Source organism: Corynebacterium sp. 1103A, from assembly GCF_055700955.1.
In genome coordinates this window covers 48,283-66,074 of the sequence record NZ_JASTTF010000012.1, presented here as the reverse complement: position 1 = coordinate 66,074, position 17,792 = coordinate 48,283, and the positions used below count along the sequence as shown (strand labels likewise).

The 17,792-nt window shown below is 65.7% G+C and carries 17 protein-coding genes; 10 read left to right on the top strand and 7 right to left on the bottom strand.

Translation table 11 applies throughout. The features are described from left to right. Nucleotides 1-55: 55 nt before the first annotated feature. A complete protein-coding gene (locus QQS52_RS09115; RefSeq protein WP_472773564.1) occupies nt 56-544 on the bottom strand; it encodes a MarR family winged helix-turn-helix transcriptional regulator in 489 nt (162 codons plus the stop codon). 66 nt (nt 545-610) lie between these two features. After that, on the bottom strand, nt 611-1,705 hold the full coding sequence (locus QQS52_RS09110; protein ID WP_472773563.1) for an inositol-3-phosphate synthase: 1,095 nt from the start codon (nt 1,703-1,705) through the stop codon (nt 611-613). Between the two features lie 234 nt (nt 1,706-1,939). Between QQS52_RS09110 and QQS52_RS09105 the strand changes: the two genes are divergently transcribed. From QQS52_RS09105 to rplI, 7 genes are all read left to right on the top strand, one after another. Beyond that, nucleotides 1,940-2,314, top strand: a complete 375-nt coding sequence (locus QQS52_RS09105; protein WP_472773562.1) for a DUF5318 family protein — start codon at nt 1,940-1,942, stop codon at nt 2,312-2,314. Nucleotides 2,315-2,419: 105 nt separating this feature from the next. Then, a complete protein-coding gene (locus tag QQS52_RS09100) occupies nt 2,420-4,666 on the top strand; it encodes a transglycosylase domain-containing protein (protein ID WP_472773561.1) in 2,247 nt (748 codons plus the stop codon). A gap of 28 nt (nt 4,667-4,694) precedes the next feature. Then, nucleotides 4,695-6,149 carry a glycosyltransferase family 87 protein gene (locus QQS52_RS09095; protein ID WP_472773560.1) on the top strand — a complete coding sequence of 485 codons (1,455 nt, stop codon included), beginning with the start codon at nt 4,695-4,697 and terminating at the stop codon, nt 6,147-6,149. A 2-nt stretch (nt 6,150-6,151) separates the two neighbouring features. Continuing rightward, nucleotides 6,152-6,340, top strand: a complete 189-nt coding sequence (locus QQS52_RS09090; RefSeq protein WP_290223745.1) for a hypothetical protein — start codon at nt 6,152-6,154, stop codon at nt 6,338-6,340. Between the two features lie 127 nt (nt 6,341-6,467). Continuing rightward, nucleotides 6,468-6,758 carry a 30S ribosomal protein S6 gene (gene rpsF, locus QQS52_RS09085; RefSeq protein ID WP_472773559.1) on the top strand — a complete coding sequence of 97 codons (291 nt, stop codon included), beginning with the start codon at nt 6,468-6,470 and terminating at the stop codon, nt 6,756-6,758. A gap of 53 nt (nt 6,759-6,811) precedes the next feature. Then, nucleotides 6,812-7,417 (top strand): single-stranded DNA-binding protein, encoded by a 606-nt coding sequence (locus QQS52_RS09080; protein ID WP_472773558.1) that lies wholly within the window; start codon nt 6,812-6,814, stop codon nt 7,415-7,417. Nucleotides 7,418-7,468: 51 nt separating this feature from the next. Next, nucleotides 7,469-7,921, top strand: coding sequence for a 50S ribosomal protein L9 (gene rplI / locus QQS52_RS09075; protein ID WP_070768785.1), 453 nt, complete (start codon nt 7,469-7,471; stop codon nt 7,919-7,921). Between the two features lie 625 nt (nt 7,922-8,546). Here rplI and trhO read toward each other — a convergent pair. Continuing rightward, a complete protein-coding gene (gene trhO, locus QQS52_RS09070) occupies nt 8,547-9,485 on the bottom strand; it encodes an oxygen-dependent tRNA uridine(34) hydroxylase TrhO (protein WP_472773557.1) in 939 nt (312 codons plus the stop codon). A gap of 53 nt (nt 9,486-9,538) precedes the next feature. Beyond that, the gene (locus tag QQS52_RS09065; protein ID WP_472773556.1) at nt 9,539-11,035 is read right to left on the bottom strand and encodes a DUF1846 domain-containing protein; all 1,497 of its coding nucleotides are present in this window, start codon (nt 11,033-11,035) and stop codon (nt 9,539-9,541) included. A gap of 590 nt (nt 11,036-11,625) precedes the next feature. Here QQS52_RS09065 and QQS52_RS09060 point away from each other — a divergent pair. Both QQS52_RS09060 and QQS52_RS09055 read left to right on the top strand, forming a co-directional pair. Beyond that, nucleotides 11,626-12,438, top strand: coding sequence for an Fpg/Nei family DNA glycosylase (locus QQS52_RS09060; protein ID WP_472773555.1), 813 nt, complete (start codon nt 11,626-11,628; stop codon nt 12,436-12,438). 9 nt (nt 12,439-12,447) lie between these two features. Beyond that, nucleotides 12,448-13,932, top strand: coding sequence for a bifunctional ADP-dependent NAD(P)H-hydrate dehydratase/NAD(P)H-hydrate epimerase (locus tag QQS52_RS09055; RefSeq protein ID WP_472773554.1), 1,485 nt, complete (start codon nt 12,448-12,450; stop codon nt 13,930-13,932). Here QQS52_RS09055 and QQS52_RS09050 read toward each other — a convergent pair. From QQS52_RS09050 to QQS52_RS09040, 3 genes are read right to left on the bottom strand one after another with little or no spacing between them, the layout of a single operon-like run. Continuing rightward, a complete protein-coding gene (locus tag QQS52_RS09050; RefSeq protein ID WP_472773553.1) occupies nt 13,915-14,652 on the bottom strand; it encodes a YwaF family protein in 738 nt (245 codons plus the stop codon). The two genes, QQS52_RS09055 and QQS52_RS09050, sit on opposite strands and share 18 nt — an antisense overlap. 59 nt (nt 14,653-14,711) lie before the next feature. After that, nucleotides 14,712-15,392: an ABC transporter ATP-binding protein gene (locus QQS52_RS09045; RefSeq protein ID WP_472773552.1), complete on the bottom strand. Its 681-nt coding sequence runs from the start codon at nt 15,390-15,392 to the stop codon at nt 14,712-14,714. A 1-nt stretch (nt 15,393) separates the two neighbouring features. Next, nucleotides 15,394-16,407 carry an ABC transporter permease gene (locus QQS52_RS09040; protein WP_472773551.1) on the bottom strand — a complete coding sequence of 338 codons (1,014 nt, stop codon included), beginning with the start codon at nt 16,405-16,407 and terminating at the stop codon, nt 15,394-15,396. A 165-nt stretch (nt 16,408-16,572) separates the two neighbouring features. On the opposite strand from QQS52_RS09040, the gene QQS52_RS09035 reads away from it, so the two are divergent. Then, nucleotides 16,573-17,757: a sensor histidine kinase gene (locus tag QQS52_RS09035; protein ID WP_472773578.1), complete on the top strand. Its 1,185-nt coding sequence runs from the start codon at nt 16,573-16,575 to the stop codon at nt 17,755-17,757. Nucleotides 17,758-17,792 lie beyond the last annotated feature (35 nt).

Below are 17,792 nucleotides of genomic sequence, written 5' to 3'. Positions count from 1 at the left end.
ATCATAGGGGGGGGATTGCTGTCTGGCCATTTTATAAATGTCACTCCCCTATTACCTAATCCCAGTTGGGCCGGTAGATCTCCGCCAGCTGGTTAATCAGGTCTCCGACTTCCTCGGCCGTCTGCAGGCCGTCCTTGTCCAGCCAACGCAGGATCTCCGCCAAGGCGTGCGCGCGGTGGCTCGAGACTTCCTCGAGTTCCTGGTCGCCTTCCGGGGTCAGCGCGACCAGGACACCGCGCCGGTCATTTTCGTCGCGCATGCGCTTGACCAGCCCGCGCCGCTCCAGCTGGTATAGCGCGTTCGAGGCGGTGGGCATGCGGATGAGCTCCGCCTGCGCGATCTGGCTAACACGGGACGGGCCCCGCTCCTTGAGCTGGTTCATGATGGAGACCTGCGACGTGGTCAGGCTCGATCCCTCGGTCGTGCGCTGGAAAATCACCATCAGCTTGTTCAGAGCCGGTTGAATCTTCGCAGCGACAGCGAAAGCCTCCTCCGCGCTGGACGGGGATACTTGGGGCTTTTCAGCGGGACTAGATTCATTCATGAAACCTAAGTTTAGCGTTTTTGGGCAGCAACCGTTAACACCTTCCCCGCTCCCCCGCTTCCCCGGCTAGGACTGCCCGCCGCGGATGAATTCCTCCAGCTGAGCACGCGCGATGTCGTCCGGCAGCTGCTGCGGCGGGGACTTCATCAGGTAGGAGCTGGCCGGCAGGATCGGCCCGCCCAGGCCGCGGTCGAGGGCGATCTTGGCCGCGCGCACCGCGTCGATGATGATACCGGCGGAATTCGGCGAGTCCCAGACCTCCAGCTTGTATTCCAGGTTGAGCGGGACTTCACCGAAGGCGGAACCCTCCAGGCGGACGTAGGCCCACTTGCGGTCGTCCAGCCACTCCACGTAGTCCGACGGGCCGATGTGGACGTTCCGGTCCTCCTTCTTGCCGCTCAGCGGGCCGGACTGCAGGTTGGAGGTCACCGCCTGCGTCTTGGAGATCTTCTTGGACTCCAGGCGGCTGCGGTCCAGCATGTTCTTGAAGTCCATGTTGCCGCCGACGTTGAGCTGCATGGTGCGATCCAGGCGCACGCCGCGGTCCTCGAAGAGCTTGGCCAAGACGCGGTGGGTGATGGTGGCGCCCACCTGCGACTTGATGTCGTCGCCGACGATGGGCACGCCCGCGTCGGTGAACTTCTTGGCCCACTCCGGGTCGGAGGCGATGAACACGGGCAGGGCGTTAACGAAGGCACAGCCGGCATCGATAGCCGCCTGGGCGTAGAACTTGTCGGCCTCCTCCGAGCCCACGGGCAGGTAGCTGACCAGCACTTTCGCCCCGGACTCACGCAGGACCTGGGCGACGTCGACGGCCGGCTCGGCGGATTCCTCGATGCTGTCCAGGTAGTGCGTGCCCAGCCCGTCCAGGGTGGGACCGCGCTGGACGGTAACCCCCAGGTCCGAGACCTCGGCGATGGTGATGGTGCAGTTACGGGAGGCGCGGGTGGCGGCGGCCAGGTCCGCGCCCACCTTGGCGGCATCCACGTCGAAGGCGGCGACGAATTCTATGTCGCCGACGTGGTAGTCGCCTAGCCGTGCGTGCATGAGGCCGGGAATATTCTCGTCCTCGGCGGCGTTACGGTAGTACTCCACGCCTTGGATGAGGGAGGTGGCGCAGTTGCCGACGCCTACGATGGCGACTTTGACTTTTCCATTCACGGTCGGGTCTAACTCCTTGGTTCGGCTGAAAAATGTGACTGAGGTTCAAAGGCGGCAGGGTGCCGCCGGTTCACATCGCTGAGCTTAGGCCGCGGCCCAGCGCGGTTGTGGGCTAGACAGCAAGTGGATCGATCAAGATGGCGCAAACCCCACTAGATTGGGGCGCCACCGGCCGCCGGAACGATAGCTTTCCGTTTCCCGACGCCGGGGCATTGAGACAGGAAGGGACAGTTGATGGCCGGACTCGTGTTCACCCAGGCGGTCTCCCACCAGTGGGAGCGCGCCCAGTGCATCCGCAATCTGCGGGCGGGGCGGATCCTGCGCGAGGAGGTCTGCGACGCCGATTTCCTCCTGCGCGCCGCCGCCCAGCACCATGGGGTCGACCTGCCCAAGGCGTGCCCGGTTTGCGGGGCGGAGAGCATGCGGCTGACCCGGTGGGTCTACGGGGATAGTTTGGGGCGCCGGGCCGGCAGCGCGCGGCGGCTGAGCGAGATCGCCGAATTCGCGGCCAAAGGCTTGGAATTCACCGTGCATACCGTGGAGGTATGCCCGGCGTGCCGGTGGAATTACCTACTGGAAACGGCGGAAGCCCGGCACCGCACAGCTTGACCAAAGCTGTGAGTTGTGCGTGTTAGTTTTCTGCGGACCCCACTAGCCGGTAAGCTGCGAATATTGAAGTCTAGGTTTACAAGTTAAGTAAGGGCTAAGGTCGCAGTGACTGACAAAAGTGGATCCCGCACCCGCGATGACCAGGGCGCGGCTAAACCAGCCTCCGCTGGCCAGGCGAAAAACAAGCGCCGTTGGCCGTGGATCGTCCTCGCGGTCGTCGGCGTAATCGTCTTTCTTCCCCTGGCGATTTTCGCGTACGCCTACGCACAGTACGACGTCCCGGAGCCGGAGGAGCTGACTAACAACCAGATCTCCTATATCTACGCCAATGACTCGTCGACGCAGCTGGCGCGCATCGTGCCCCCGGAGGGCAACCGTAGCCAGGTCAAGCTCGACGAGATTCCGGATCACACGGAAAACGCTGCCCTGGCAGCCGAGGACCGCGAATTCTGGACCAACTCCGGTTTTTCCCTGAGCGGTTTCGCCCGCGCCGCGCTCGGTGAAATCACCGGCGACTCCTCCGCAGGCGGCGGTTCCACCATCACGCAGCAGTACGTGAAGAACACCTTGGTCGGCGACGAGCGTTCCTACGTGCGCAAGGCGCGCGAGCTCATCTACTCGATCAAGATGACCAACGAGTGGTCCAAGGAAGACATCCTCAACGCCTACCTCAACACCGTCTACTTCGGCCGCAACGCCTACGGCATCCAGGCCGCCTCCAACGCCTACTTCGACAAGAACGTCGAGGACCTGACGGTCGAGGAGTCCGCCCTGCTAGCCGGCGTCATCCAGGCGCCCAGCGCCCTGGACCCGGCGGTGGATGAAAACGCGGCACAGGCCCGCTGGAACTACGTCATGGACGGCCTAGTCGACATGGGCGAGCTCGACGCCGCGGAGCGCGCCGGCATGCAAATGCCGCAGACCCGCGAGCAGGGCGAGTATTCCGCCTACACGGAGGCCCCCGGCGCCAACGGCCACATCAAGAACCAGGTCATCCGGGAGCTGGGCGAGGTCGGCATCACCGAAGAGGACGTCAACACCCGGGGCCTGCGGATCACCACGACCATCGACATGAACGTACAGAACGCCGGCATCGACGCCGTGGACACCAACCTGGCCCCGCTCCAGGACGACGCCCGCGCGGCGGCGGTGACCATCGAGCCGTCCACCGGCGCTATCCGCGGCTACTTCGGCGGCCACGAGGAGCACGGCTGGGACTACGCCAACGCCCCGCTGCAGACCGGCTCGACGTTCAAGATCATGGCCCTGGCGGCCGGCCTCCAGCAAGGCATCTCGCTGGATACCAACTACTCCTCGGCCCCGTACCAGCTGCCCGGCTCGCAGGTGGTCAACAACGTCAACGGCAGCGGCTGCGGCGTGTGCTCCCTGCGCGAGGCGACCAAGAAGTCCTACAACACCTCCTTCATCCGCCTGCAGGAGGACCTGAAGAACACCACGCAGGACACCGCGGACATGGCCCACGCCCTGGGCGTGGCCCGCTCCCTGCCAGGGATTGAGAAGACCCTGACCGAGAACGGCAAGCAGCCCTACGAAGGCATCGTTCTGGGCCAGTACCAGTCCCGCCCGATGGACATGGCCATCGCCATGGCCACCCTGGCCAATCAGGGCGTGTGGCACAACCCACACTTCGTCGAGAAGGTCGAGACCATCAGCGGCGAGGTTCTCTACGAGCACCCGACGGACAAGGGCGAGCGCCGCGTCGGCCAGCAGGTAGCCAACAACGTCATCGACGCCATGCGCCCGGTGGCCGCCTGGTCGAACGGCGCCCTGGCGGGCGGGCGTGAGTCCGCCTCCAAGACCGGTACCGCCCAGCTGGGCGACACCGGCTACAACAAGGACACCTGGATGGTGGGTGCTACTCCGCAGCTGGCCACCGCCGTGTGGGTCGGTACCGCGGAGAACACCGACGCCATCTTCAACGCCTACGGCGGCAACATGTACGGCGCCGGCGCCCCGACCCAGATCTGGAAGTCCATCCTGGACACCTCGCTGGCCGAGGCCGACTACGAGACCTTCCCGCAGGCCGCGCCCGTGCGCTACGGCACCGGCGGCGCCGGTGGCGGCGCGACCTACTACGCCCCGACGGAGGACACCTACACCCCGACCTACTCGGAGGGCGTCGAAGAAGCCCCGGCCGAGGGCGAGGAAGAACAGCCCGCGCAGCCGGCCCCGGCCGAGCCAAGCCGCAACCCGAATGAGAACCCCGGCGGGGGCGGCGGCAACGCCCCGTCCGGCGGCAATGGCGGCGGTAACGGCGGCGGCGACGGCAACCCCTCGCTGGAGGACTTCCTCGAAGACCCCCAGGGCGGCCTAGCCGACATCCTGGGCTAGGCGTCGAGGCGGAGGAGTACTAAAACACATGGACGACACCGCCCCGGCCCCGCAGGCAGGCCCCGCCCCCGCGACCTCCGTTTGCCGCGACCGCCGGCGCCCCTGGGTGCCTCTGAGCGCGGAGCCCACGGCGCGCGGCATCGTCGACTTCCTGGGCGGGCCGGCCGGGCGCTTTGCCCGCCCGCGCCCGCACTGGATGACCCCGACCCGCGCCGTCATCGCGGTCGCGTGGGTATTCCTCGCCCTCGGGTTTCTGGCCAAGGCCAACTGCGCGGGCGGCGTCCGGGACGTCGACGGCGCGGTCCAGCTCAACTGGTCCGGCAACCGGCACTACACCTCCGCCTGCTACAACGACATCGTGCCGCTTTTTGCCGGGCGCGGCCTCGACCAGGGCGGCTTCCCTTACGCCTTCTCCTGGGTCGAGGACGGCGTTACCCGCTACATGGAATACCCGGTGATGGCCGGGCTGTTCCAAGGCGCTATCGCGGCTGTGGCGCGCGCGACCCACCCGCTGGTGATCTGGGCCGGCATCCCGGCCGCCGGCTGGTATTTCGCGCTAACCGCCCTCACCATGTCCATCCTCTGGGTCGCGGCCATCACGCTCGTGATGCGACTAGTGGGCAACCGCTTTTGGGACACGCTGCTTATCGCGGCTAGCCCGCTGGTTATCGTCCACGCCTTCACGAACTGGGACATCCCCTCCATCTTCTGCATGGTCGCCGCCGTTTTCGCCTTCCAGCGCTCCCGGACGGGCTGGGCTGGGTTCTGGATAGGCATAGGCACCGCGGTTAAGCTCTGGCCGCTCTACGTCCTGGGCGCCTACCTGGTGCTGGCCATCCGAACGAAGTCCTGGCGGCCCTTCAGCGTGATGCTGGGGACTGCGGCCGTGACCTGGCTGGCAGTCAACCTGCCGGTGGGGCTGGCCTACCCGGCGGCTTGGGGCGAATTCTTCCGCCTCAACTCGGAGCGGTCCTGGGAGTGGACCACCGTCTACGCGCTGCTGGCCCGCAACACCGCTTTCAACCTCTCCCCCGGCGTGCTCAATGTAATCTCCTTCGGGCTCTTCGCCGCCATGTGCCTGTCCATCCTGGTCGTGGGCCTGAAGGCTTCCCGCACCCCGCGGGTGGCCGAGCTCATCTTCCTCATCGTGGCCGCGTTCTTGTTGGTCAACAAGGTGTGGTCGCCGCAGTACTCGCTGTGGCTGCTCATCCCGGCGGTGCTGGCCGTGCCGCGCTGGCGGCTGATTACCGCGTGGGCCTGGGCCGAGTTTGCCGTCTGGCCTCTTCTGATGTGGCACATGCTGGGCGCCGAGAACGGCGGCATCCCCCACGAGCTGCTGGACACCGCCATCCTGGCGCGCGACAGCCTCATCATAACCATGGTCGTGCTGGTGCTGCGGCAGATGCGCGGCAGCGCCGACGATGCCGTCCGCCGCAGCCACCCCGACCGTCCGTATTCCGATCCCCTGCAACCGGTGGATTAATCATGCTCATCACCATTATTGGCATTATCTCTATCGTCATTGGCTTCGCCAGTGTTGGCACGGCCTACTACCTCTACCAGCAGAAGGGCCAGCGCACCGCGCCCATCGTCCTGGGCCTATTGGCACTGGTTTTCCTCACGCTCGTGCCCGCCGGCAGCGCGGTGTTTTTCGCCGCTACCCAGGGCGGCTAGATTTCAGTTTTGGGCCCCGAATGCGGTACTGTGGTGGGGTTGCTTGACGCAACGTACCCTCCTGCCACATCCGCAAAGGTGATGTGGCCGAAAACCATTTACTAGACCATAGGAGGTGATGAGGTCCGTGCGTCACTACGAAGTAATGATCATTCTGGATCCTAGCCAGGATGAGCGCACCGTAACCCCGTCCCTAGACAAGTTCCTCGACTCCGTCCGCAAGGACGGCGGCAAGGTTGAAAACGTCGATGTCTGGACCAAGCGTCGCTTGGCCTACCCCATCAACAAGAAGGAAGAGGGCATCTACGCCGTTGTCAACTTGGAGTGCGAGGCCCACTCGGTACTCGAGCTCGATCGCCGTTTGAACCTGAACGACGCCATTCTGCGTACCAAGGTTCTGCGCACAGACGCTAAATAGCGGATACTGGGGTTTGTAAAAACTACAGTTTCCACGAAAAGGAGTTGAAGAACATGGCACAGGGAGACACCCCAATCACCGTAGTAGGCAATATCGTCGCCGATCCGGAATTGCGTTTCACCCCGTCTGGCGCACCCGTAGCTAATTTCCGGGTGGCCTCTACCCCGCGTTACTTCAATGCGCAGCAACAGCAATGGGAAGACGGCGAAGCTATGTTCTTGACCTGCAACGCCTGGCGCAACATGGCGGAAAACGTCGCAGAGACCCTGACCAAGGGCATGCGCGTTATTGTCAACGGCCGCCTGAAAGCCCGCAGTTTCCAGACCCGTGACGGTGACAACCGCACCGTCTTCGAGATTGACGTTGATGAGGTTGGCCCCTCGTTGAAGTACGCCAAGGCCCAGGTTCACCGCAACCCGCGTGAGAGCGGCAGCGGCAACTTTGGCAACAACCAGGGCGGAAGCAACTCGGGTTCCAACAACTTCGGCTCCAATCAGGGCGGAAACCAGGGCGGCTTCGGCGGCAACCAGGGCAACCAGGGCGGTTTCAGCCATGGTGGCTTTGGCGGCAACCAGCAGTCCGCGCAGGACAACGATCCGTGGAATTCTGCACCTCAGGCCGGAGGCTTCTCCGGCGCTGATGATGAACCCCCGTTCTAATTAAGTGCGCAGTAATCATCGAATAAACGACTCAATTGAAAGGCAGGGATCATGAAGCTGATCCTCACCGCTGCCGTTGAGAACCTCGGCGCCCCCGGCGAAATTGTTGAGGTTAAGAACGGCTACGGACGTAACTACCTGCTGCCGCGCGGGCTGGCCATCGTTGCCACCCGCGGCGCAGAAAAGCAGATCGAGGGCATCAAGCGCGCCCAGGAAGCTCGCGCAATCCGCGACCTGGACCACGCTCGTGAGATCCGCGATCAGCTCGAACAGCTCAACGACGTCACGGTTGAGGTTAAGACCTCCGAGAAGGGCAAGCTCTTCGGCTCCGTGAACGCTGAGGACATCGTCAACGCCGTGAAGAAGGCTGGCGGCCCGAACCTGGACAAGCGCATCGTCAAGATGCCCAAGGGCCTGGTCAAGAAGACCGGCAACTACCAGGTCGAGCTCCAGCTGCACGCTGACGTTCTCGGCAAGGTGAACTTCTCGGTCGTAGCTGCCTAATTAGGCGCTCGACGGTCAAACCATAGACCCAAAGACAACAGCAGCTTTAAGGCCTTGGGGCCGGCGATCCTATGTGAGGTGGGATTCCGCTCCCAGGGCCTTTTTGCATGCCCACTCTCAGAACATCCCCCCGTTTCCCCACCCCGCCGGCAACCGCGACTCCCGCAATCACGAGCCGGACCGTGAACGACTGTGGATAAACCTCCCCTTCCTGTGGATAACTTCCGCTGGGCGCGGACTGTTACAAAAAATATACAGTGCGAATGTGACTCCCCGTCCCCGCAGGTAGGAAAGTTATTCACGATTTTCTTTAAAGTATTCACACCTTTAAAACACCCCTGACCTGCACTTATTAAAACCGCAGGTCAGAAAACCGGGAAGTTATCCACAGCGCCCGGTGGATACTTCGACGGCGAAAGCAAAGGTGAGGGAGAATTCTACAGATACCTGTGGATAACTCCCCAGCCTTATTCACCAGGGGCGGCGATTTGTACCCCCAAGGACCATACCGTGGGGGTAGATCCGGACACCGCTAGCCTGCCGGATGCCTCCCCCGTCCCCACCCGCGCCGCCCTAAACTAAAAAACCCACCGCCGGGGCGCGGGTACTCGATGGCCCAGCCGGGCTAGTTGTCCGCGTTCTCCGCGCCACGGGCGGCCACCGCCGCGCAGTCGGGCCGGCCGCAGTGCTGAGTCTCGGTGTGCTGGACACAGTCGTCGCAGATGAGGACCTGGCGCCGGCAGGTGTCCTCGTTGATGCAGTTGTGGAAGGTATTCGTCCCGGCCCCGCAGTGCACGCAGTGGCCCAGCTGGATAAAGCCGGGATCCTCGGTGCCGATGCCGAATTCGTGGTGCATGCGATTGTCGAAGACGTACATCGATCCTTCCCACAAGCCGTCGTTGCCGTATTTCTCCCCGTAGCGCACGATCCCGCCATCGATTTGGTAGACCTCGTTGAAACCGCGGTTTTTCATCAGGGCGGAGAGAACCTCGCAGCGAATGCCGCCGGTGCAATAGGACACGACGGGCCGGTCCTTCATCCAGTCGTATTTGCCGGACTCGAGCTCCTTGATGAAGTCGTGCGTGGTGTTCACGTCCGGCACCACCGCGCCCTTGAACTTGCCGATCTCGGCCTCCATAGCGTTACGGCCGTCGAAAAAAACGACGTCGTCGCCCCGCTCGGCGACCAGTTCGTTGACCTGCTCCGGGCGCAGGTGGACCCCGCCGCCCACGACGCCGTCCTCGTCGACCTGCAGTTCCTCCGGCGCGCCGAAGGCCACGATCTCGTCGCGCACCTTCACCGACAGCCGCGGGAAGTCGTCTGCGGAGCCCTCCGACCACTTGAAGGCCATCTTTTTGAAGCCGGGGTAGTCGCGGGTCTTGCGCACGTAGCGCTTGCAGGCGTTCATGTCCCCGCCTACGGTGCCGTTGATCCCGTGCTCGGAGACCAGGATGCGGCCTTTAAGCCCCAAGGATTCGCACAAGTCCCGCTGCCACAGCATGATGGCCTTCGGGTCCTTGAGCGGGGTAAAGCAGTAGTACAGGAGAATTTTGCCGATGCTCACGCCTTTGAATTTTAGGCGGGGCACCGGCAAAATCCGAATTGTTGACCTGCGGCTTAGCGCTTGTGGTACAGGCCCTTCTTACGGGCGAAAATCGGGTCCGAGGTCACCAGGACGCCCAGGTTGCGGAAGATACCTTCGTCGACCGAGCCCAGGATGGTGGTGGTGTGGACGTCGCAACCGGTCAGCTCCTTGATGTGCTCGAGGGCGCGGCGGGCGTTGTCATCCTTGGCGGCCGAAGTCGACAGGGCGATGAGCACCTCGTCGGTGTGCAGGCGCGGGTTGCGGGAGCCCAGGTGCTTGGTCTTGAGCGTCTGGATCGGCTCGATGGCCTCCGGGGACAGCAGGTGGATCTCGTCTTCGATTCCGGCCAGGTGCTTGAGCGCGTTGAGCAGCATTGCCGCCGAGCAGCCCAGCAGCGCGGAGGTGCGGCCGGTGATGATGGTGCCGTCGGCCAGCTCCAGCGCGGAGGCCGGGTCGCCGGTCTCTTGGGCGCGCTGGCGCGCCGGCTCGACCACCGGGCGGTCCTCGACGCGGATGCCGGCCTTGGCCATGATGACCGCGGCGCGGTCGGACTGGGTGGAATCCAGGCCCTCGCGGGCTTCTTCGACCAGGGCCTTGAAGTAACGACGGATGATCTCCTGCTGGGAGGCGGCGCAGCAGACGGCGTCGTCAGTAATGCACAGGCCGGCCATGTTGACGCCCATATCCGTGGGGGACTGGTAGGGGGTCTGGCCCGTCAGGCGCTGCAGCAGCGACTTGAGCAGCGGGAAGGCCTCCACGTCGCGGTTGTAATTCACGGTGGATTCCCCGTAGGCCGACAGGTGGAAGTGGTCGATGATATTCGAGTCGTTCAGGTCCACGGTCGCGGCCTCGTAGGCTAGGTTGACCGGGTGCTCGAGCGGCAGGTTCCAGACGGGGAAGGTCTCGAACTTGGCGTAGCCGGCCTGCACGCCGCGCTGGTGCTCGTGGTAAATCTGGCTCAGCGCGGTGGCCAGCTTGCCGGAGCCCGGCCCCGGCGCGGTGACCACCACGAGGTCCCGGGTGGTCTCGGCGAATTCGTTGCGCCCCAGCCCCTCTCCGGAGACGATCAGGTCCGTGTCGGTCGGGTAACCGGGAATGATGTGGTGCCGGGCGACCTTAAGCCCCAAGCGCTCCAGCTTGTCGATGAAGGTTTCGGCCGGGCCGTTGCCGTCCTCCAGCTGGGTCATCACCACGTTGTTGACCAAGAAACCGCGCTCGCGGAAGACGTCGACCAGGCGCAGCAGGTCGTCTTCGTAGAGGATGCCCAGGTCAGCGCGCACCTTCTGGCGGGCGATGTCCTTGGCGTTAATGCAGATGAGGATTTCCACCTCGTCCCGGATGTGCTCCAGCATGGCGATCTTGTTGTCTGGGGTGAATCCGGGCAGCACGCGGGAGGCGTGCATATCGTCAAAAAGCTTGCCGCCCATCTCCAGGTAAAGCTTTCCCCCGATGTCACGCCGCCGGGCGCTGATGTGTTCGGACTGGAGTTGGATGTATTTTTCGCGGTCGAATCCAAGTGCGTGCGTCATAAATGGCCCTTCTTGCTCCATCAGCATGGGCGGCGTCACTGCCGTCTTATCGATTTATGTACGCCGCTACAGTCTACCCAACCCCGAGCTAAAAGTCATAGAAATCCTAGTCACCCTATAACGAGGCCCAAAAATTTCTCATCTTCTTTGCGCTGGGGGGGACATCCGGACGCCGGGGGAGAACTGGGCGCCAGGGGAGACCCGGATATGTCAAACGGCGCCGCCACCCACGGAAAGGAATATGGGTCGGCGGCGCCGTTCGCCTCTCTCCAAGAATAGGCGCATCCGACAGTTGCCGCTCTTACCCAACAACCGCCACGCCCGTACCCGACGTCAACCCTCTCGGACGGCGTCGAGCGCCCGCCAGAGTACCGCAGATAGCACCGAAGTTATGAAATTGCATAAACGGTATCTCGTCCGCAATTGTCCGGTCCACCTTGGACCTTCCTGATGTTAACACTGTGCGCAGCGGAGAAACCCGCGGCGGCGTACAGGAAACGACGATGTTATAAGGAAATATGAGTTCCGTCACCAGCCACGGCCGGCGGCCGTGAGTGCCCTGCCGACTAGGCCGACTAGACTGGGAAACTATGCCCGAAGGTCACGTCATCCACCGTCTAGCCAACCGCCTCAACCGGGATTTCCGACACCGCGCGCTGCAGGTCACCAGCCCCCAGGGTCGCTTCGCCGCCGAAGCCGCGCAGCTAGACGGGTGCGAAATCGACTGGGCCGAGACCTTCGGCAAGCACCTCTTCGTGCACTTCGACGCACCGCAGCCGGAGCACATCATCTACATCCACCTAGGGCTTATCGGCTCCCTGCGCTTCGAGCCGGCAGAAGACGTCTGGGGACAAATCCGGCTGCGGATCGCCACCGACGGGTTGGCGGCCAACCTGCGTGGCCCGCAGTTCTGCCGGCTTATCACCGAGGAGGACTACGCCGCCCGCCTGACCAAGGTGGGCGAGGACCCGCTGCGCGCGGACGCGAACCCCGAGGTGGTCTGGGAGAAGGTGCACCGTTCCCGGCGCAGCATTGCTTCGCTGCTGATGGACCAGCACCTGTTCGCCGGGGTAGGCAATATCTATCGCGCGGAGGCCCTTTTCCGGCAGGGCATTAGCCCTTTCCTTCCCGGCCAGGAGCTAGACCGTGCGGCTTTCGATGCCCTCTGGGCGGATCTGGTCTTCCTCATGCAGGTAGGCGTGGAGCGCGGCCGGATCGACACCGTCCGCGACGAGCACACCCCGGAGGCGATGGGACGCGATCCGCGCCAGGACGATCACGGGGGAGAGGTCTATGTCTACCGCCGGGCCGGCCTAGGCTGCTACGTCTGCGGCACCCCGATTGCCGAGCGCGCGCTGGAATCCCGCAATCTTTTCTGGTGCCCGAGCTGCCAGCCAGCCTAGGCTGGAGGCATGTTACCCACCTATAGCACTGCCGCTGTACGCGCCGCCGAGAAGCAACTGCTCGCCGCCGAGCCCGAGCCGGACCACGTCATGCGCGCCGCCGCCCAGGCCGTCGCCCGCACCGCGGCGGCGATGTCGGCCTCCGGACGCATCTTGGTGTTGGCCGGCTCCGGGGGCAACGGTGGCGACGGACTCTACGCCGGCGCCCTGTTAGCGCAGCTCGGCCGCTCGGTCGAGGCCCTGCTGGTCACTGGCTCCGCCCAGCCGCGGGCCCTGGCCGCCGCGAAGGAGGCGGGCGTCACCATCAAGCGCAAGGGGCCGCAGCCGGGGCAGTTCGATCTGGTCATCGACGCCGTCGCCGGGCTAGGCTCGGCCCGCGGCCTGGACGCGGACGTGCACGGCCTGCTGGCCGGCGCGCAGGTTCTCTCCGTCGACATGCCCACCGGGGTAGACGCCGACTCGGGAGTGGCCGCGGACAACGCGGTCTGCGCCGACGTCACCGTCACCTTCGGCGGAGGCCGGCTGGGCCAGGCCGTGGCGGCCGAGTGCGGCGAGGTCATCGTCGGCGAAGTGCCCGGCTTCGCCGAGGCGCTCGGCCGGCATACCCCGGACGCCTATCTAGCGAGCGAACCCACCGTGGGCAGCGGCCATGTTTGGGAGTCTCCATTTCTGTGCCCTGCGGAAACTACCGGCCCCACCCCGGATCCCCGCCCCGGCATCCACTCCCACAAGTACAGCGGCGGGGTGACCGGGATATGCGCCGGCAGCCGGCGCTACCCGGGCGCCGGGGTGCTCGCCGCGGCCGGCGCCCTGCGCACAACGCCATCCATGGTTCAGGTCCTCAACAACCCCGGCGCCACGCAGCGCTTCCCGGAGATTATCTCGGCCACCGGGACGGACGCCCGCGTCGATAGCTGGGTGGTCGGCCCCGGTAGGGCAAAGGCGGCCGGAAAGGAGCTGGAGGCGGTGCTGCAGCGCCCCGAGTGCGCGGTGGTCATCGACGCCGACGGCCTGCGGCAGCTGGCCGAAAGCCCGCGCCTGCAAAGCCTGGTCCGCGCGCACCCGGCGGTCCTGCTGACCCCGCACGCGGCGGAATTCGACGCCCTCTACGCCGGCTGCGTGCAGGGCGAAAAGCCCGCCGGGCGCTTGGAGGCGCAGGAGGCTCTCGCCGGGGCATTGGACTGTTGGGTGCTGCACAAGGGCCGGATCACCACCGTCGTGGGCCCGGAAAGCGCCGGTACCACCCCGGTCGGCATCAACGCGGGCCATTCGCTGGCCGCCACGGCCGGCTCCGGCGACGTACTCAGCGGGATCCTCGGCGCGCAAGTGGCGCTGGAGGGCATGAGCATGGAGTCCATCACCCACGCGGCGACCATCCACGTCCACGCCGCGGAGATCGCGGCGACGACGGAGTACGGGGTATCGGTAGCAACCGCGGGCCAGATAGCCGCCGCCATCCCCGCGGCTGTCGCGCGGCTACTTGCGCGCCAGTAGCTTGCAGACCAGGCCCTTCGGGCCGATAGGCCGGGTGCGGCGGCGCAGGTTGGGCAGCTGCCACGGCGCGGTCAGCGCGGCCCAGGCCGCGCCCACCGCGAGGATCTCGGAGACGATATAGAAGGGCCACGGGCCCAGGTAGTTGATGATGGAGCGGCTGCCCGACGGGTGGTTCAAGAACCCGTAGTTTCCGTCGGTAAAGCGGTTGACCAGCATGGCGGTGGCCATCCAGACCGGGGTGGTGGCCACGGCCGAGCGGTACCCGGCCCAGGTCGGGCGGTATCCCAGGCCGAAGGTGAGCGCCAGGGGAGTGGCCAGCGCAGTGATGTGAAAGAACCAGTAGGTGGCAAAGCGCAGCCACTTCGGCTCAAAGTAATAGATCACGTCCGGGGTGATGATTGCCTGCGGGTTGAGGATAATCCCCCAGAAATACGTGAGGTTGAGCGCCCGCTCGTTCTCCGTGATGAGACCTATGGCCAGCACAGGCCGCAGGACGTCGCACAGGTGCAGCGGCAGCGACTCCCGAACGTCGAACTGCTTCGGGTCCAGGGAGATAATCGTCCAGGCGGTGCCGGCGACGAGCATGACCCAGCCGGTCATCTTCCGCAGGAAGGATTCCTTGCTGGTGCCGCGCACGCGCCGTGCGGCCACGATGAACACGCCGCAGGCGGCGACCGTGACGGCCAGCATGGTGATATGCGCAGGTCCCCACTGCGGCATCCGGGGATACGCGGTGGGGACTACACGTGCTTTACGTGGGCGTTTTAACATGACCCGAACTAGGTTACTATCGTCTCCTTAACCTTTCCGTCATTGACCTCCACTACGGCGTCGCACTCGGCGGCCAAGCCCCGATCGTGGGTAACCACCACCGTGGCGAGATCGCGCTCGCGGGTAAGCCGGATCACAAGGTCCATGATCTGCTGGCTGAGCTTAGAGTCCAGCGCGCTGGTCGGCTCATCCGCTAGCAGGACTTCCGGGTCGGCCATCAGGGCGCGGGCGATGTTGACGCGCTGACGCTGGCCGCCGGACAGCTGCTGCATGCGGCGACCGCCCAGTCCGCCCAGGCCGACCTGCTCGAGGAGCTCGTCGGCGTGGTGCGGGCGGCGCTTGCGCCCGCTGATGTGATCTACAATCTCGAGCTGCTCGCGCACGGTCAGGGAGGCGATGAGGTTGGCCTGCTGGAAGATGATGCCGATGTGGTTGCGGCGGGTTTGAGAGCGCAGCTTGTCCGGGGCATCGGTGAGATCGGTGCCCGCGACGCGCACGCTCCCGCTGTCCGGGACCACCAGCCCGGCGCCCACCGACAGCAGGGTGGACTTGCCGGAGCCGGACTCGCCGACGAGCGCGGTGACCTGGCCGGCCGGAACCTGCAGGTCCGCGGCGTCGAGGGCAGTGGTCACGGTCGGGCCATCGGGGTAGGTGACGGTGATATTGCGTAGATCAAGTGGGTAATTCATCTTAGGCAGCCCCTCCTAGAGCCAGCATCGGATCGGTACGGGAGACCTTGCGGGTAGCCAGCGCCGCCCCCGCCAAGCCGAGCAGCCAGATGCCCACGGCGGGCACCAGCACGGTGTTGATGGACAGTTCAAACGGCAGCGCCTGGGCCGCGGCTTCGCCCAGCCCCCAGCCCACGACGGCGCCGAGGACCGTGCCCAGCCCCAGGACCACGGCAGCCTGGCCGAGCGCGTCGCGGCGCAGGTAGGAACCGTCGGCGCCGAGTGCCCGCAGGATGGACAGGTCGCGGGTGCGCTGGATGGTCCATACGGAAAGGAAAGCGACGGTCACCAGCGCGGAGATGGCGTAGAGGAAGCCCTGCATGGTCAGCAGCGAGCCGCGCTCCGACTGGTAGCTGGCCAGCCCGCCGAGGGCATCCTTGAGGGAGACCGCGCCCGGCGCGTCGGCGTCCTCGGTCAGAAGGACAGTGCCGACAACGTCCTGCGGGGCGTGCGCGACCTCGCGCCAGGTCTCCGTGGTGGTCCAGGCAACGGGGGAGTGAGAGTAGAACTCGTCCGGGACGGTCCCGGCGACCCGGGCGTCCTCCCCGCCTACCTGGAGCATCTCCCCGGCGGAGGCGGCGACGTCCTCGGCGGCCGTCTCGGACAGTTGCAGCTGCCCGGATTTCACCGGAGTCTCGGTGCCGGGGACGAGGCTGCCTTCGGGCAGGCCCATCACCGCGACGGTGCCGGCCTCCTCGCCGGAGGCGATCCGGGTCTGGCTTACTCCCAGGGCGGTGGCACCGGGGTAGTCGGCGGCGAAGTCCCGGTCCACCTGGGAGTCGCTGAACGAGGGCTCGTCGCTACTGAAGACCACGCCGGCCGGGTCGAGCGCCTCCAGGGCGGAGGTGTTTTGCTTGCTGAGGCCGCCGGTGAGTCCGCTCAGCATGACGAGCAATAGGGTAATGAGCCCGACGACTGCGGTCATCAGCGCGAACCGGCCGCGGGCATAGGCGATATCTCGAAGTGCTAAGAACATACTTTCATCATGGTTTGCCCAGCTCAGAAAGTAATCGGGGCGGCGGTTGATTTGCCAGTCAACCGACTGGTTGATGAAAATCAACCTCCGGCCCGACTAGCGTGGATCGCTGTGAAGTTTGGATTCGACTCCGTATTGAGTGGGCTGCGCGTGGGCCTGCACGTCATGTTCGCTTTCCTGCTGGGCTTTGGCGTGCTGCGCGCCGGCGTGGACGGGCGCCTGGACTACCGCGCCGTCCTGTTGGCGGGCGTCTTGGCCGTGGTCTACGTCGCCGGCACCTGGCAGGAAAAGCGGGGCGTGCCGCTGCGCCGGGCCACCCGCTATGGCTGGTTGGCGCTGGTCACGCTGCTGTGGCTCGGGCTGGTCGTGCACACGCCGGACTTTTTGTGGCTGGAATTCCCGCTGGCGTTTTTGTACCTGCACCTGCTTCCCACCGTGCCCGGCCTGGTGGCCGTGGCGGGCGCCTGGGCGGTGGCGGCCTTCGTGCCGGCCTGGCTTCACCCGGCGGACTGGACGGTGGCCGCGGCCATCGGGCCGGCCATCGGCACCTTGTTCGCCGTGGCCATCTACTACTCCTACCGGGCCCTGGCGCGCGAGGCGGACCACCACCGGAAGGTGGCCGAGCAGCTGCGCGCGACCCGCGAGGAGCTCGCCGCCGCCGAGCACCAGGCCGGCCGGCTGGAGGAGCGCGAGCGCCTGTCCCGGGAAATCCACGACACCGTGGCCCAGGGGCTGAACTCCATCGTGCTGCTAGCCCGCGCCACCCGCGCGCAGGCCCCGGACAGCGCCCAGGAGGGCCTGTCCACCATCGAGTCCGTGGCCCGCGAGAACCTGGCCGAGGCCCGGCGCTTCGTGCGGGACCTGACGGCGGCGGATTCCGCCCGCCCCCTCCCGGAGGCCGCCGCCGAGGTGCTGGCGCGGATGCGGCGCCGCGGCAAGGCGCTGGGGGAGCCCACCGCCTTTGAGCTGCACACCCACGGCCTGGCCGCCGCCCTTCCGGAGCCGGTCTACTCCGCCGCCCTGCGCTGCGTGCAGGAGGGCCTCAACAACGTGGTCAAGCACGCCCACGCCTCCCGCGCAGTGGTCACCCTGGGGCTGTTTAAGGACGCGGTGACCGTCGACGTCGTCGATGACGGCGACGGTGCGGACGGGCACTTCGGCTACGGGCTGCGCGGGCTGGCCCGCCGCGTGGAGGATTTAGGAGGTAGCCTGAGCCTAGAATCCACCGGCGCCGCCGGCACCGCCCTGGCAGTCAGCATTCCCCTGACCAGCCAGCACGCGCCCCAGGCCCAACGCCCCGGCCCGGTTTCTGAACCAGCCCCCGGCATGGCAGAAACGGGCACACAGTAGTAGCGACTCGGTCGCGGACGCACGAGTAGACGAGG

Bases quoted from the DNA above. Each gene is read 5' to 3' on its own strand.
- rplI (WP_070768785.1), top strand. From the start codon at position 7,469: ATGAAGCTGATCCTCACCGCTGCCGTTGAGAACCTCGGCGCCCCCGGC.
- QQS52_RS09080 (WP_472773558.1), top strand. From the start codon at position 6,812: ATGGCACAGGGAGACACCCCAATCACCGTAGTAGGCAATATCGTCGCC.
- QQS52_RS09095 (WP_472773560.1), top strand. From the start codon at position 4,695: ATGGACGACACCGCCCCGGCCCCGCAGGCAGGCCCCGCCCCCGCGACC.
- QQS52_RS09065 (WP_472773556.1), bottom strand. From the start codon at position 11,035: ATGACGCACGCACTTGGATTCGACCGCGAAAAATACATCCAACTCCAG.
- QQS52_RS09090 (WP_290223745.1), top strand. From the start codon at position 6,152: ATGCTCATCACCATTATTGGCATTATCTCTATCGTCATTGGCTTCGCC.
- QQS52_RS09045 (WP_472773552.1), bottom strand. From the start codon at position 15,392: ATGAATTACCCACTTGATCTACGCAATATCACCGTCACCTACCCCGAT.
- QQS52_RS09050 (WP_472773553.1), bottom strand. From the start codon at position 14,652: ATGCCGCAGTGGGGACCTGCGCATATCACCATGCTGGCCGTCACGGTC.
- QQS52_RS09105 (WP_472773562.1), top strand. From the start codon at position 1,940: ATGGCCGGACTCGTGTTCACCCAGGCGGTCTCCCACCAGTGGGAGCGC.
- QQS52_RS09060 (WP_472773555.1), top strand. From the start codon at position 11,626: ATGCCCGAAGGTCACGTCATCCACCGTCTAGCCAACCGCCTCAACCGG.
- QQS52_RS09040 (WP_472773551.1), bottom strand. From the start codon at position 16,407: ATGTTCTTAGCACTTCGAGATATCGCCTATGCCCGCGGCCGGTTCGCG.
- QQS52_RS09055 (WP_472773554.1), top strand. From the start codon at position 12,448: ATGTTACCCACCTATAGCACTGCCGCTGTACGCGCCGCCGAGAAGCAA.
- QQS52_RS09115 (WP_472773564.1), bottom strand. From the start codon at position 544: ATGAATGAATCTAGTCCCGCTGAAAAGCCCCAAGTATCCCCGTCCAGC.
- QQS52_RS09035 (WP_472773578.1), top strand. From the start codon at position 16,573: ATGTTCGCTTTCCTGCTGGGCTTTGGCGTGCTGCGCGCCGGCGTGGAC.